Raw genomic sequence first — 14,301 nt, forward strand, 5'->3', positions numbered from 1 at the left:
GCCTCTCCCCTGTTACTGGCCGCTGGTGTCAGCGGTCGTGCCGGTGTCACCGGCTGCTGCGGTCTCGCCGGCCGCCGGGGTCCCGTCGGTCGCCGGGGCGGCCGACTCTTCCGCAGCTCGGTCGCGCGGTCCACCGCGGGACGCCGTGGCGGCGACCGCGGAGGCCTTGACGGCCCGGTGCGGAGCGAGAACCATGATCATGTTTCGACCGTCCTGCTTCGGCGCGGCCTCGACGTATCCCAGGTCCGTGATCTCGGACTCGAGCCGGCGCAGGAGCCGGTAACCCAGCTCCGGGCGGCTCTGCTCCCGACCGCGGAACATGATCGTCACCTTGACCTTGTCGCCGGCCTTGAGGAACCGCACCACGTGACCCTTCTTGGTCTCGTAGTCGTGCGGGTCGATCTTCGGCCGGAGCTTCATCTCCTTGATGACGGTCTGCTGCTGGTTACGCCGCGCTTCGCGCGCCTTCAGTGCGCTCTCGTACTTGAACTTGCCGAAGTCCATGAGCTTGCACACCGGCGGGCGCGCCATCGGCGCAACCTCGACCAGGTCCAGGTCGACGTCCGCGGCCAGCTGCAGGGCGCGCTCCAGCGGGACGATGCCCACCTGCTCACCCTCAGGACCGACCAGTCGGACCTCACGTGCCCGGATCTGCTCGTTCACGCGTGGTTCGACGCTGATGGGGCCTCCTCGAGTCGAGTCTCCTACGGTGCCGACTCCGCGGGCTCCCGGGTGGGAGCCGACCCGGAAAGCAGAAGGCCCTGGCGCATGCCAGGGCCCACTCGACCGGTCGGCACGATCACAGGATCGCGCATCCGGCATCGGGGCGTGCCCGAAACCGGGGACCGGACCCGGCCACCTTGGCGGCGACTCGGGTGGGAGCGGGCGCTCCACTTCGCGACCGCCCGCACGTCAGCGACGGGGGCGGTCTGGTCGACTCGGCAACACTACACCCCCGGCCCAGGGCCACCCAAACCGGGCCCGCTGGTCAGCGCGGTGCCGACTGGCCGGCGGCCAGCGCCGCCAGGTGCGCCTGGTGCAGGCGGCGCAACGCGCGGACCGCCTCGACCGCGCTGTCCTTGTCGGCCGCCTGCAACGCGACCATCGGCAGCAGGTCGTCGTCGTGCAGCTCCAGGCTGGCCCACGGGGCGCCCCGGTCGAACCGGACCCCGCGGATCACCTCCCAGGGCAGCTCGTACGAGCCGAGCACGTTGCGCACCCGCACGCCCCTGGCGTCGGCGATCACCCGCGGCCGGGTGAACAGCAGGAAGCCGAGCGCGCCGAAGACACCCAGGCCGATCATGGCGAACTGGTCCCCGCGCTGGAACGTGCCGTAGCCGTTGCCGGTGGCACCGGTAAGCGACGTCGCGACGAGGCTGAACACCACCACCAGCGCGACGGCCGACGCCCAGCAGACGACCCGGATACGGCGGGGCCGGACGGTCACCACGGAATCGCTCACCCGACCAGTCTGCCATCCGGCGCGGAGTCGCCTTCGGCCGCCACACGGACCGGGCCGCGTCGGGACAACCCGGTCACCACCACGGCCAGCAGCGTGAGCAGGGCGCCGGCCAGCACCGGCAGCCGGACACCCGGGCCGCCGGGCAGGGCCAGGTCCAGCAGCAGCGCGCCGCCGAGCTGTCCGGCCACCAGCGCCAGCCCGGTCCGCAGCACCCCGGCCGCGCGCACGCCGACCAGCAGGGCGAGCACGATCCCGACACCGAACAGGCCGCCGACGTACAGCCACCACTGCGTCGGCCAGCGCGGCTGTCCCGCCAGCGCGCCGACCGACAGCGCCACCGCGCCGATCACCGCCGTACTGACCGCGAAGTTGACCGCGAGACCGGCGGCCGGCCCGACCGACGCGGCTACCCGGCCGTTGAGCGCCGACTGCCCGGCCACCGCCAGCCCGCCCACCACGCCGAGCAGGACCAGGCCGAGCGCCAGGTCACCGACCGGGCGACCGAGCTGCGCCAGGGCCACCGCACCCACGCCGAGCACCGCGCCGCCGACCCGGGGCAGGGTCAGCGGCGGCCGCCCGGTGGCGGCCAGCCCGGCCCGGTCCACCGCGAGGCCGCCGAGGCTGCCGCCGCCCACCTGGGCGATGGTGAACACCGCCACCCCGAGCACCGGCACCACCACCGGCGCGACCAGCACGATCACCGCGCCGCCCACCCCGCCCAGGTAGGCCCACCAGGGCAGGCCGCAGCGGCGCAGCCCGGCCAACCCGGCGCGCATCGACGGGACCACCGCCAGGCCGACAAGCACCAGCAGGCAGCCACCCAGGTTGTTGACCACCGAGCCGAGGACCGGATCGCCGGTGCGCTCCCCCAGCTCGGCGTTGACCGCGCCCTGCGCTGCCGAGGCCACGCCGCCCAGCACGACCACGGCCAGCGCGGCCGGGAGCGGCAGCGGCCTCACAGCCGACAGGCGTGGATGTTGGTGACCAGGATCGCGCGGGCGCCCAGCTCGTACAGCTCGTCCATGATCCGGTGCACGTCGTCGCGGAGCACCATCGCCTGCACCGCGACCCAGCCCTCCCGGTGCAGCGGCGAGACCGTCGGCGACTCGATGCCCGGGGTCAGCGAGCTGGCCTGGTCGAGCAGGCCGGCCGGCACGTCGTAGGCGAGCATCACGTAGCGGCGGGCGACGAGCACGCCGTGCAGCCGCCGCATCAACTGCTCCTGCTGGCCGCCGCCGGGTGCGCCGGCCCGGCGCACCAGCACCGCCGAGGAGCGCAGCAGCGGTTCGCCGAAGACCACCAGGCCGGCCTGGCGCAGCGTGGCGCCGGTCTCCACCACGTCGGCGACCACGTCGGCCACGCCGAGGCGGATGGCGTTCTCCACCGCGCCGTCCAGGCGGATCACGTCGGCCTCCACACCCAGCTCGACGAGGTGCCGCCGGACCAGACCCGGGTACGCGGTGGCGATGCGGTGCCCGCCGAGCTGCTGGACGGAGGCGACGTCGTCGGGCCGGGCGGCGAACCGGAACGTGGCCCGCCCGAAGTTGAGGTCGAGCACCTCCTCGGCCGGCGCCCCGGAGTCGATCAGCAGGTCACGGCCGGTGATGCCGACATCCAGGTCACCGGAGCCGACGTAGGTGGCGATGTCCTTGGGCCGCAGGTAGAAGAACTCGATGTCGTTCTGTTCGTCGCGGCAGACCAGGTCCTTCGGGTCGGTGCGCTGGCGGTAGCCCGCCTCGCGCAGCATCCCGGCGGCCGAATCGGCCAGGGTGCCCTTGTTGGGTACGGCGACACGCAGCATGGGAGTGCTCCTTCGTTCGATCGGATGATCAGCGGACGGGCACTCACAGATGTCGGTAGACGTCCTTCAGTTCCAGGCCGGTGGCCAGCATCAGCACCTGCGCCTGGTAGAGCAGCTGGGAGATCTCCTCGGCCGCCCGCTCCGGACCCTCGTGCTCGGCCGCCATCCACGACTCGGCCGCCTCCTCGACGACCTTCTTGCCGATGAAGTGCACGCCCTTGGCGAGCGCGTCGACCGTGCCCGAGCCCGGGGTGCCGGCGGCGGCCTTGGCCTGCAGCTCGGCGAACAACTCCTCGAACGTCTTCACGGAAGGCAATTCTTCCAGCCGCACCCGGTGACCCGTCGCGGCGGGTGGGCCCCCGTCCACTCCATGACCGCCGTGGCCGCCGGGTGGGCACCGCGCGACCGCGACGCGCGGCACTCCCGACGTGGGGCCTACGCCCAGCCGAAGACCATCTCCATGGCCGCCTTTCGAGCTGATATCAGCAACGACTCACCCTGCCCTGCGCTGGAGGTGCCGGGGCCGGGCAGGGCGGCGGCGCGGCCATGTCACGAGACACCACGGCCGGATCCGACGGCACCACGGCCGGATCCGTAGACACCACGGCCCGATCCGACGGCACCACGGCCGGGATCCGAAGGCACCACGGCCGGGATCCGAAGGCACCACGGCCAGAGGGGGAAACGAGGCCGGAGCATGACGGGCTGGGCGGGAAACCGCGGTCCGCCGGAGCATGACCCGCCGGGCTGGGGCATCGGGGTGCGGTGGGAACCGGGGTCGGGGGCGCTGAGTCGCTGGTGATATCAGCTCGAAAGGCAGTGTGGGAACAGGTGTTCCTCCGCCGGTGGGGAGCGCCGCGACCGGGATGCGACGCGGCCGGTGGGATCAGGCGAAGCCGACGCGGTCGGCGGACTGGGCGGCCAGGGCGCGGACGGCCAGGGCGGCGTCCAGCGCCGCGACGGTCGCCGACCAGCCCTTGTCCTCGGCCGAGCCGGGCAGACCGGCCCGGTCCCGGGCCTGCTCGATGGTGTCCACCGTGAGCACCCCGTGCGCCACCGGCTTGCCCTCGTCCAGCGCCACCCGGGTCAGGCCCTCGGTGACCGACTGGCAGACGTAGTCGAAGTGCGCGGTCGCGCCGCGGACCACCACGCCGAGCGCGACGACGACGTCGTAGCGGCGGGCCATCGCCTGGGCCACCACCGGCAGCTCCACCGAACCGGCCACCCGGGCCACCACCGCCCGCGCGCCGCACGCCTGGGCGGCGGCCACCGCACGCTCGGTCATGTGGTCGGTCAGCTCGCCGTGCCACCGGGCGGCCACCACGCCGACGGTCATCCCGGCCGCGTCCACCGCGCTCACGCCCGGCTCCCCGAAACCCGCCATCGCCCTACGCTCCGATCTCGTCACCGGCGACCGGGCGGCCCATCGGCGCCTCGGTCACCTCGTCCAGTCCGTCCAACAGGTGACCCATCCGGTCCCGCTTGGTACGCAGGTAGCGCACGTTCTCCGGGTTGGACCGCACCGGCAGGCCCTCCCGGCCGGTCACGGTCAGGCCGTACCCCTCCAGGCCGGCCCGCTTGGCCGGGTTGTTGGTCAGCAGCCGCATCGAGCGGACGCCGAGGTCGTAGAGGATCTGCGCGCCGGTGCCGTAGTCGCGGGCGTCGGCCGGCAGTCCCAGGTCCAGGTTCGCGTCCACGGTGTCGCGACCCTGGTCCTGGAGCTGGTACGCCTGCAGCTTGTGCAGCAGGCCGATGCCGCGGCCCTCGTGCCCGCGCACGTAGAGGACCACGCCGCGCCCCTCCACGGCGACCCGGGCCAGCGCGGCCTGCAACTGCGGTCCGCAGTCGCAGCGCAGCGAGCCGAACACGTCGCCGGTGAGGCACTCCGAGTGCACCCGGACCAGCACGTCCTGCCCGTCGCCGAGGTCACCGATGACAAGTGCGACGTGCTCGGCCGGGTCGTGCTCGGCGCGGTAACCCAACGCCCGGAACACGCCGTACGGCGTCGGCATCCGCGCCTCGGCGGCCAGCTCGACCTGCTTCTCGGTACGCCGCCGGTGCGCGATCAGGTCGGCGATGGTGACCAGGGTCAGCCCGTGCTCAGCGCAGAACTTCTCCAGGTCAGGCAGGCGCATCATGGTGCCGTCGTCGTTGACCAGCTCGCAGAGCACCCCGGCCGGACGCAGCCCGGCCATCCGGGTCAGGTCCACCGCCGCCTCGGTGTGCCCGGGACGGCGCAGCACCCCGCCGGCGCGGGCACGCAGTGGCACCACGTGACCGGGGCGGGCCAGGTCGGTCGGGTCGGTGCCGGCGTCGGCGAGCAACCGGATGGTGTGCGACCGGTCGGCGGCCGAGATGCCGGTGCTGACCCCCTCCCGGGCGTCCACGGTCACCGTGTACGCGGTGCCCCGCCGGTCCTGGTTGGTGTGGTGCATCGGCGGCAGGTCCAACCGGTCGCACTCGTCCTCGGTCAGCGGCACGCAGATGTAGCCGGAGGTGTGCCGGACCATGAACGCGACGAGCTCCGGGGTGGCCAGCTCGGCCGCGAAGATCAGGTCGCCCTCGTTCTCCCGGTCCTCGTCGTCGACCACCACCACGGGTCGTCCGGCGGCGATGTCCGCCACCGCCTGTTCGATCGAACCGAACGTGGTCATGCCACAACCTCCGGATACGTCGCGGGGATCGGGGCGGGCGCGGTCGGCGCCCGGGACGTGCGCCACCAGGTGTACAGGCCGGCGACGCAGAACGCGCCGTAGAACAGGTACATGGCGGCCGACGGGTAGAAGCCGCCCCGCAGCAGCAGCGGGACGCCGACCGCGTCGACGGCGATCCAGATCAACCAGAACTCCACCCAGCCGCGTGCCATGCCGTAGGTGGCGAGCAGGCTGCCGACCAGGATCCAGGCGTCCGGCAGCGGGCCCCAGGAGCCGAGCGCCGCGAGCACCGGGTACGCGGCGGCGGTGCCGACGGCCGCGGCCACGAGCAGGCCGAGCCGTTCCCGCCAGGTGGCCCAGCGGGGCACCACGGCCGGCTCGTCGCCGTCGCCCGCTTGGCGGTTGCGTGACCAGCGCCACCAGCCGTACACGCTGACCGAGAAGAAGAAGACCTGCCGGCCGGCCTGGCCGTAGAGGTCGTGCGCCTGCGGGGTGACGAAGACGCCGCCGAGGAACACCGTGAACAGCAGCGCGTTGCCGATCATGCCGACCGGCCACGCCCACACCACCCGGCGCAGGCCGAACAGCGCCGAGGCGAGCCCGAAGCCGTTACCGACGATCTCCCGGACCAGCACCGCCGAGCCGGCCACCTGCACCTGGGCGTCGAGCAGCCAACCGAGCGGCCCCATCACCTGACGCCTCCGGCACTGCGGTCGCCGAGCAGCCGCTCGACGTACTTGGCCAGCACGTCCACCTCGAGGTTGACCGGGTCGCCGGGTTTCCTGGCGCCGAGCGTGGTGAGCGACAGCGTGGTCGGGATCAGCCCGACGGAGAACCAGTCGTCGCCGGCCTCGGCCACCGTCAGCGACACCCCGTCCACGGTGATCGAGCCCTTCTCCACCACGTACCGGGCCAGCCCGGCCGGCAGCCGGAACCGGACCGTCTCCCACCGCTGCGCCGGTTCCCGGGCCACGACCTCGCCGACCCCGTCGACGTGCCCCTGCACCAGGTGCCCGCCGAGCCGGCTGTCCAGCGCGGCGGCGCGCTCCAGGTTGACCGGGTCGCCGGGGCGCAGCGTGCCGAGCGCCGTGCGGCGCAGCGTCTCACCCATCACGTCGGCGGTGAACACGCCGCCGTCGACGTCCACCACGGTCAGGCAGACGCCGTTGACCGCGATGGAGTCGCCGTGCCGGGCGTCCGAGGTGACGAGCGGGCCGCGAATGGCGACCAGGGCCGAGTCGTCGGCGGTTGCGGTACTGCTGACCATCTCGCCCAGTTCCTCGACGATGCCGGTGAACATGGTTCAGGCCTCCCTCTTCCGGGGCAGCGCGGTGATCCGCAGGTCGGGGCCGACCTGCGTAACGTCGGTGATCTCCAGGTCGATGGCGTCGGCGATGGTGCGCACACCGGCGTCGCGCAACGCGGTGGTGCCGGCGCCGAGCAGCTTCGGCGCAACGTACCCGACGACCCGGTCGACCAGGCCGGCGGCGAGGAACGCGCCGGCCAGCGTCGGGCCGCCCTCCAGCAGCGCGGCCCGTACGCCCCGGTGATGCAGTTCGGCGAGCAGCGCCGGCAGGTCGACCCGACCGTCCGGGTCGGCGCCGACCTCCGCCGCGGTGGCCACCCACGTCCGCGCCGCGCCGTCGCGGACCCGGGCGTCGACCGGGGTACGCCCCGAGCTGTCCACCACCACCCGCAGCGGCTGCCGGATGGCCATGGTGCCGTCGCGCAGGTTGCGGGCGGTGAGGCGGGGGTCGTCGGTGAGCACGGTGCCGACCCCGGCGAGGACCGCGTCGACGGTGCCGCGCAGCGCGTGCACGTCGCTCCGGGCCGCCTCCGAGGTGATCCACATGCTGCTGCCGTCGGCGGCGGCGGACCGCCCGTCGAGCGTGGCCGCGTACTTCCAGGTCACGTACGGCCAGCCGCGGCGCATCGAGGTGAGCCAGGCGACGTTGCCGGCCTCGGCCTCCTGCGCGCGTACCCCGAGGGTGACCCGCACCCCGGCGGCGCGCAGGGTGGCCGCGCCGCCGGAGGCCACCGGGTTGGGGTCCGGGACGGCGACCACCACGTGCGCCACGCCGGCCGAGATCAGGGCGTGGCTGCAGGGGCCGGTGCGGCCGGTGTGGTCGCAGGGTTCCAGGGTGACCACCGCGGTGCCGCCGCGGGCGCGCGTGCCGGCCTGGGCCAGCGCGACGATCTCGGCGTGCGGACCACCGGCGTAGGCGTGGAAGCCCTCGCCGACGACCTCGCCGTCGGCGTCGAGCAGCACGCAGCCGACGAGGGGGTTGGGGCTGGTGGCGCCGAGGCCGCCGGCGGCCAACTCGACGGCACGACGCATCGCCTCGTCGACGGAGACACTCGCCATCGCCTGCCCTCCCGCTCGCCGGTGACGCGCGGGCGGTGTGGGAGGTAAGCGGCACGGAGGGCCGCGGGCACGCGGCGACGGAGATCCCGGGGACGGCGACGCCGACCCCGAGGAGCCCACGCGGCGGCTGAGGGTGCTCAGCGCCCGCAGGGGCCTCCCCCGTTCCGCGCGCTGTCTCCCATCCGGACTGTCTGGGGGCGGACGAGCCGCACCCCAACCGTCGGCCCCGGATTCTCACCAGGTCCACCGTCCGGCCGAAGCCGTCCGGGTCGCGGGCTTACCACGGTCGGGCCGTGGATCACCGCCGGTTCGGAATTTCACCGAGCCCCGCCAGCGCGTGGTGGGTACCTCGGAAGTCTTACACGTTGCGGCGGGGCGCGCGCAACAGAGGCGATCTACCTCACAGACCGCCGGTCAGGTCACGCCCCGGCGGCGGTCCACCGCCACGTACGAGCCCGGTTGGCTCTTGGCCACCGTCTTCATCTCCGAGGCCACCGCGATCGCCTCCAGCGGGTCGGTGAACCGCTTGCCGCTGTCGGACAGCGACACCCCGATGGAGAGCGTGACCAGGGCGGCCCGGCGGATGTTGCCGCGCCTGTCCTTCAACTCGACGAAACCGCGTTCCCGGTCGGTGGCGTCGTAGAGCGCGTCGGCGGCCTTCTCGAAGTCCACCACGGCCCGGCTGGTCAGCGGCCGGACCTGGTTCGGGGCGCAGACGACGACGAAGTCGTCGCCACCGACGTGACCGAGGAAGGCCGGCGGCAGCCCGATCGCCACCACCGCCCGGTGCAGGCTGCGGGCCAGGGCCGAGATGAACTCGTCGCCGCGCACGAAGCCGTACCTGTCGTTGACGCTCTTGAACCGATCGATGTCGATGTAGCCGACGGCGTAGTCGACGCCGTTGCGCACCCGGTCGCTGATCTCCCGCCGGATCCGGCTGTTGCCGGGCAGCCCGGTCAGCGGCGAGACCTCCCGGAACTCCTTGTTGCGGCGCAGCGTGGAGCTGACCCGGGCCACCAGTTCCAGGGTGTCGAACGGCTTGACCAGATAGTCGTCGGCGCCGACGCTCAACCCGTTGACCTTGTCCTGGGTCATCCCCTTGGCGGTCAGCATGATCACCGGCAGGGCGGAGGTCATCGGGTCGGCGCGCAGCCGGCGGGTCAGCTCCAGGCCGTCCACGCGGGGCATCATGAGGTCGACCACGGCCAGGTCGGGCCGCTGCCGCTCGATGACCTCCAGCGCCTCCTGGCCGTCGGCGGCGTGCAGCACCTCGAAGCCGTGCAGGCGCAGGTTGAACTCCACGAACCGGGCGATGTCCTCGTCGTCGTCGACGACCAGGATGACGTCGGGGCGCTCACCGGCCGGGTCCACCTCAGGCCCCGGTCATCGCACGTTCCGCCAGCCCGCGCAGGCGGCGTACCGCCTGCGCGGGATCGTCGGCGCCGTAGACGGCGGTGCCGGCGACGAACGCGTCGGCGCCGGCCGCGGCGGCCTGCTCGATGGTGTCCGCGGCGATGCCGCCGTCGACCTCGATGCGCAGTTCCAGGTGCCCGCTGTCGACGTGCCGGCGCGCGGCGCGCACCTTGTCCAGCAGTTGCGGGAGGAAGCGCTGGCCACCGAAACCGGCCTTGATCGTCATGATCAGCAGCGTGTCGAAGCTGGGCAGCAGGTCCAGGTACGGCTCGATCGGCGTGTCCCGGTCGATGGCCAGCCCTGCCTTGGCACCTGCCGAACGCAGGTCCTTGGCCAGGGCCACCGGGTCGTCGCACGCCTCGGCGTGGAACGTCACGTTGTACGCCCCGGCGTCGGCGTAGCCGGGTGCCCAACGGCGCGGGTCGGTGATCATGAGGTGCACGTCGAACGGGAGGTCGGTGGCGGCCAGCAGGCTCTGCACCACCGGCAGGCCGATGGTCAGGTTGGGCACGAAGTGGTTGTCCATGACGTCCACGTGCAGCCAGTCGGCGGCGGACTCCACGGCACGGACCTCGTCGGCGAGGCGGGCGAAATCGGCGGCCAGGATGCTGGGCGCGACGATCAGCGGCGGTACGGTCACCCGGCCAGTGTACGAACGCGGCGGCCCGACGGTGGCGGCACGTCACCCCGCGCGACAGAACGTCACCCGACCATCACCCGCGGTGCAAAAGCGGACCGAGCGGGCGAAAAACCGGCACGAATAGCCGCCGACCACTGGCCGATCGCCCCAACAGTGACGAAACTCCTATTCGGACGGTCACCTGTGCTGTACGCCCGGCCGCGGCGGACGACGCTGCCCGGGTCCGCGGTGACCGGTTGCCGGCTCTCCCGGAAGGGGCGGACGATGCGACGGTGGCTCCACGCGCTCGCGCTGGCCGGCGCCGCGGCGGTGTTGCTCACCGGCTGCGTCCAGGTGCACCGGGACGAGGGCGACCTGGTCGACGACTGGGCGGCACTGCCGGCGCCGCGCCTGTTCGTCCCGGCTGCCGACGCGTGCCTGCCGCGGCTCACCGGCGTGGTGCCGGCCGCCACGTACGAGACGGTGGACTGCGCGGGCAGCCACCTGGCCGAGACGGTGCACGTCGGCACGTTCACCGGCCCGGTGGCCCTCGGCGCCCGCCCCGAGCCGGGCTCACCGGCGCTGCGGGACGCCCGCGTCGAGTGTGACAAGCGCACCCGCGAGATGATCGGCGGTGACTGGCACGCCGCCCGGCTCACCCTGACCATCGCGCTTCCCCCGGCGACCGCGTGGGCGGCCGGCGCCCGGTGGTTCCGGTGCGACCTGGCCGAGACCGACAGCATCGACAACACCCGCCCGGTCAACCGGGTGGGCAGCCTGCGCGGCGCCCTGGTCGGGGACAGCACGCTGCTGCACCGCTGCTTCGACCCGAAGCTGATCGGCAAGAACCTGAACTACATGGCGCCGGTGCTGTGCACCGAACCGCACCGGGCCGAGTTCGTCGGCGTCTACACCGAACGCGACATGAGCTGGGTGGAGTTCACCGAGGGCGCGTCGGGCACCCACCGGCGCTGCATGACGCTCATCGCCGCGTTCGCCGACGTGCCGGACAACGCCGAACTGCCGTACCGGGCCGGGTCCATCTTCTACCCGCCGTCGCGGCGCGAGTGGGAGGAGGGCGACCGGGGGGTGCGCTGTTTCCTGTGGAGCGACGACCGCAAGCTCACCCGCTCGGTGCGCGGGGCCGGCCCCGAAGGGCTGCCGGTCATCTGACCTCTGCCGTAAGCTGCACCGCCGGGGCGTCCCGGGTGGCCGGGCGACGTCGGGCGGCGGGAGGTCGGGCGCGATGCGCAGATGGTGGACGGCGGTCGCCACGGGCGTGGTGGCGGCACTGGCGCTCGGCGGCTGCGCCGTGCCGTCCGGGGTGGACCGCGACCTCGCCGACGACTGGCCCGCGTTCGCCGCGCCGGTGGGTTTCGTGCCCCGGGCCGGGGCCTGTCACCCCACCGTCGCCGACGTCGGCTACCTCAGCGGCTACCAGCCGGTCGACTGCGCCGCCGCGCACCGCACGGAGACACTGCACGTGGGCACGCTCACCGCCCGGGAGGCCGACGCCGCCGCCCCACCCCGGGCCGGCTCGGCCGGTGTGCGCGCCGCGCACACCGGATGCGCCCGGCAGGTCACCCGCGCCGTCGGGGCGGACTGGCGGTCCGGGCGGCTGCGGCTGACGGTGGTCTTCCCCTCCGCGCTCGCCTGGTCCGGCGGGGCCCGCTGGTACCGCTGCGACGTCGCCGAGGTGACCGACCTGGACGAGGGCGCCGTGACCCAGCGCACCGGCAGCCTGCGGGGCGCGCTCAAGCCCGGGTCGCCGCTGGCGCTCGGCTGCTTCAACCCCAAGCTGGGCGGCGGCGAGGTGCAGGCGATGCGGCCGGTGGCGTGCACCGCGAAGCACCACGCCGAGTTCGTCGGGGTCTACCAGGCGCCGGATGTCAGCTACGCCGAGTTCGAACGGGCGTCGACGCGGACGCACCGCGCCTGCCGGGGTCTGATCGCCGCCTACGCGAAGCTGCCCGACGACAACACCGTGCAGTATCGGGCCGGCACCATCATCTACCACCCCCACGAGCAGCAGTGGCGTGACGGGGACCGGGGCGTGCAGTGCTTCCTCTGGGTCGCCGACCGGGCGCTGACCCGGTCGGCGAAGGGTGGCGGCGGCAGGGTCCTGCCGGTCAGCTGAGACCGGCGGCACGGGTGGGGCGGGCGGCGGGCCCACCCCACCCGTGACCTCTCAGCCGACCTGCAACGTCACGTCGTCGACGACGAAGCTGGTCTGCAGCGAGGAGTCCTCGACCCCGGTCCACTTGAGCGTCACCGTCTGGCCGGCGTACCCGGCCAGGTTGAAGGTGCGCTGGGTGTAGCCGGTGGCCTTGTTCAGGTTCGAGTACGAGGCCAGCGTGGTCGACCCGACCTGCACGGTCAGCTTGTCGTACGCGACCGAGGTGGTCGTCTCGGCCGTGTCGATGTGCAGCCAGAAGGACAGGGTGTAGCTGGTGCAGCCGGCCGGCAGCGTGACCGACTGGGACAGCGTCTCGGTACGCGTGGAGCCGTACCCGTTCATCCACGCCTTGTACGAGCCGGTGCGGGCCGCCTGGCTGGAGCTGTTGGTGATGACGCCGGAGCTGGCCGTCCACGGGCTGGTGCCGGACTCGAAGCTGCTGTTTCCGATGAGCTGCCCACCGGTACAGCTCCCACTGCCGCCGGTCACGGTGACGGTGTAGCTGGCGGTGCGGGTGGCCGAGCCGGTGCCGGTGACGGTGAGCGTGAACGTACCGGTGGTCGCCGTCGAGGACGCGGTCACCGTCATGGTGGCCGAGCTGCCGGAGGTTACCGAGGACGGGCTGAAGCTCACCGACACCCCGCTCGGGGCGCCACTGGCCGACAGCGCCACCGTCTGGGCGCTGCCCGCGGTGGTGGCGGTGCTGACCGTGGCGGTGGTGGAGCCGCCCCGGGCAACGCTGCCGGAGGTGGGGCTCACCGCAACGGAGAAGTCGTTGCTCGGCGTGCCGCCGCCAACCGCGAGCTGCCAGATCGCGTACGCGATGCCGTCGGCGCTGCGGTTGAGGACTGTCGTGTTGATGTTGCTGGTGTTGTCGCAGGACCGGTGGTAGCAGGGGTCGTACGCCGCGCCCGCGGTGCCGCCCCACTTGCTGGCCTGCGCCGAGGTCTTGGTGTAGCTGGCGCCGGCCGCGTAGCCGGAGGTCTGGATGCCGGCGTTGGCGAACGAGTAGTCGTCGGAACGGCCCTGCCCCTCGGTGTTCTCCTCGGGCGCGATGCCGAAGGAGTCCCAGTACGCCTTCAGCGGCGCCGCGGTGGCCGAGGTGATCCGGTTGATGAAGTAGCCGCCGTTGAGCGAGCCGACCATGTCGAAGTTGTAGTAGCCCTTGATGTAGCCGCGCTGGGTGGAGCTGAGCTGGTTGACGTAGTACTTCGAGCCCTGCAGGCCCTGTTCCTCGCCGTTCCACCAGGCGAACCGGACGCGCTTGGTCATGGTCGGCCGCTGGGCGGCCAGCACCAGGGCGTTCTCCAGCAGCGAGGCGGAGCCGGAGCCGTTGTCGTTGATGCCGGGGCCGGCGGCCACGCCGTCGAGGTGCGCGCCGAACATGACCACCTGGTCGGTGGGGCCCTGCGGCCACTCGGCGATCAGGTTGCTTCCCGGGTAGGTGCAGGTGGTGCAGGTCTGCTCGGTGACGGTGTAGCCGGCGGCCTGGAGCTTGCCCTTGACGTAGCTCACCGACGCCGCGTAGCCGGCCGAGCCGGCCCGCCGGTTGCCGCCGTTGTTGCTGGCGATGGTGCCGAGCTGGGTGAGGTGGGCCTGGACGTTGGCCAGGGAGACGTCGGGTGCGGCGAGCGCGACGGCGGCGGGGGCGGGGGCCGGCGCGGCGGCGGAGGCGGCGCCGGCCAGGCCGGCCGTCGTCAGGGTGGCGACGAGGGCGAGCGCGAGGCTCGTCGTCGGCGTTCTACGTCTCATGGAGGCTCCTCGTGGGGGTTCGGCGGGCGGGGTGCCGGGACCGGTGATCGGAACAGTTA

15 protein-coding genes and 1 riboswitch are annotated in these 14,301 nt (G+C 73.2%); of the genes, 2 read left to right on the plus strand and 13 right to left on the minus strand.

All coding sequences use genetic code 11. The annotated features are described in order from the left end of the window. Nucleotides 1–12: 12 nt before the first annotated feature. The 12 genes from infC to rpe form a co-directional block, all read right to left on the minus strand. Nucleotides 13–663 (minus strand): translation initiation factor IF-3, encoded by a 651-nt coding sequence (gene infC / locus ACLQ2X_RS06680; protein WP_425680076.1) that lies wholly within the window; start codon nucleotides 661–663, stop codon nucleotides 13–15. Nucleotides 664–988: 325 nt separating this feature from the next. Continuing rightward, nucleotides 989–1,462: a PH domain-containing protein gene (locus tag ACLQ2X_RS06685; protein WP_425680077.1), complete on the minus strand. Its 474-nt coding sequence runs from the start codon at nucleotides 1,460–1,462 to the stop codon at nucleotides 989–991. Beyond that, entirely contained in the window at nucleotides 1,459–2,421 is a 963-nt protein-coding gene (locus ACLQ2X_RS06690; RefSeq protein ID WP_425680078.1) for a DMT family transporter, read from the minus strand. Before ACLQ2X_RS06690 ends, ACLQ2X_RS06685 begins: the two co-directional genes overlap by 4 nt. Beyond that, nucleotides 2,418–3,263 (minus strand): ATP phosphoribosyltransferase, encoded by an 846-nt coding sequence (gene hisG / locus ACLQ2X_RS06695; RefSeq protein WP_425680079.1) that lies wholly within the window; start codon nucleotides 3,261–3,263, stop codon nucleotides 2,418–2,420. The genes ACLQ2X_RS06690 and hisG overlap by 4 nt, the downstream gene beginning before the upstream one ends. A 43-nt stretch (nucleotides 3,264–3,306) precedes the next feature. Further along, nucleotides 3,307–3,570: a phosphoribosyl-ATP diphosphatase gene (locus ACLQ2X_RS06700; RefSeq protein ID WP_043324932.1), complete on the minus strand. Its 264-nt coding sequence runs from the start codon at nucleotides 3,568–3,570 to the stop codon at nucleotides 3,307–3,309. Between the two features lie 579 nt (nucleotides 3,571–4,149). Continuing rightward, nucleotides 4,150–4,647 (minus strand): 6,7-dimethyl-8-ribityllumazine synthase, encoded by a 498-nt coding sequence (gene ribH / locus ACLQ2X_RS06705; protein WP_425680080.1) that lies wholly within the window; start codon nucleotides 4,645–4,647, stop codon nucleotides 4,150–4,152. Between the two features lie 4 nt (nucleotides 4,648–4,651). Beyond that, nucleotides 4,652–5,917 (minus strand): bifunctional 3,4-dihydroxy-2-butanone-4-phosphate synthase/GTP cyclohydrolase II, encoded by a 1,266-nt coding sequence (locus ACLQ2X_RS06710; RefSeq protein WP_425680081.1) that lies wholly within the window; start codon nucleotides 5,915–5,917, stop codon nucleotides 4,652–4,654. Continuing rightward, nucleotides 5,914–6,606: a nicotinamide riboside transporter PnuC gene (pnuC, locus tag ACLQ2X_RS06715; protein ID WP_425680390.1), complete on the minus strand. Its 693-nt coding sequence runs from the start codon at nucleotides 6,604–6,606 to the stop codon at nucleotides 5,914–5,916. The genes ACLQ2X_RS06710 and pnuC overlap by 4 nt, the downstream gene beginning before the upstream one ends. Beyond that, the gene (locus tag ACLQ2X_RS06720; RefSeq protein ID WP_425680082.1) at nucleotides 6,606–7,217 is read right to left on the minus strand and encodes a riboflavin synthase; all 612 of its coding nucleotides are present in this window, start codon (nucleotides 7,215–7,217) and stop codon (nucleotides 6,606–6,608) included. Before ACLQ2X_RS06720 ends, pnuC begins: the two co-directional genes overlap by 1 nt. A 3-nt stretch (nucleotides 7,218–7,220) precedes the next feature. Continuing rightward, nucleotides 7,221–8,282, minus strand: coding sequence for a bifunctional diaminohydroxyphosphoribosylaminopyrimidine deaminase/5-amino-6-(5-phosphoribosylamino)uracil reductase RibD (ribD, locus tag ACLQ2X_RS06725; RefSeq protein WP_425680083.1), 1,062 nt, complete (start codon nucleotides 8,280–8,282; stop codon nucleotides 7,221–7,223). A 166-nt stretch (nucleotides 8,283–8,448) separates the two neighbouring features. Next, nucleotides 8,449–8,621: riboswitch (FMN riboswitch) on the minus strand. 75 nt (nucleotides 8,622–8,696) lie between these two features. After that, nucleotides 8,697–9,653: a GGDEF domain-containing response regulator gene (locus ACLQ2X_RS06730; protein WP_425680084.1), complete on the minus strand. Its 957-nt coding sequence runs from the start codon at nucleotides 9,651–9,653 to the stop codon at nucleotides 8,697–8,699. Between the two features lies 1 nt (nucleotide 9,654). Continuing rightward, nucleotides 9,655–10,335 (minus strand): ribulose-phosphate 3-epimerase, encoded by a 681-nt coding sequence (gene rpe / locus ACLQ2X_RS06735; protein WP_425680085.1) that lies wholly within the window; start codon nucleotides 10,333–10,335, stop codon nucleotides 9,655–9,657. A 264-nt stretch (nucleotides 10,336–10,599) separates the two neighbouring features. Between rpe and ACLQ2X_RS06740 the strand changes: the two genes are divergently transcribed. Together ACLQ2X_RS06740 and ACLQ2X_RS06745 are read left to right on the plus strand one after the other, a co-directional pair. Continuing rightward, entirely contained in the window at nucleotides 10,600–11,487 is an 888-nt protein-coding gene (locus ACLQ2X_RS06740; RefSeq protein ID WP_425680086.1) for a septum formation family protein, read from the plus strand. A 73-nt stretch (nucleotides 11,488–11,560) separates the two neighbouring features. Then, nucleotides 11,561–12,451 carry a septum formation family protein gene (locus ACLQ2X_RS06745; protein WP_425680087.1) on the plus strand — a complete coding sequence of 297 codons (891 nt, stop codon included), beginning with the start codon at nucleotides 11,561–11,563 and terminating at the stop codon, nucleotides 12,449–12,451. Between the two features lie 51 nt (nucleotides 12,452–12,502). On the opposite strand, the gene ACLQ2X_RS06750 is transcribed toward ACLQ2X_RS06745, so the two are convergent. Beyond that, the gene (locus ACLQ2X_RS06750) at nucleotides 12,503–14,242 is read right to left on the minus strand and encodes a M28 family peptidase (RefSeq protein WP_425680088.1); all 1,740 of its coding nucleotides are present in this window, start codon (nucleotides 14,240–14,242) and stop codon (nucleotides 12,503–12,505) included. Between the last annotated feature and the right edge of the window lie 59 nt (nucleotides 14,243–14,301).

Origin of the sequence: Micromonospora sp. DT31, assembly GCF_049841795.1 — a bacterium.
Taxonomy (GTDB): domain Bacteria; phylum Actinomycetota; class Actinomycetes; order Mycobacteriales; family Micromonosporaceae; genus Micromonospora.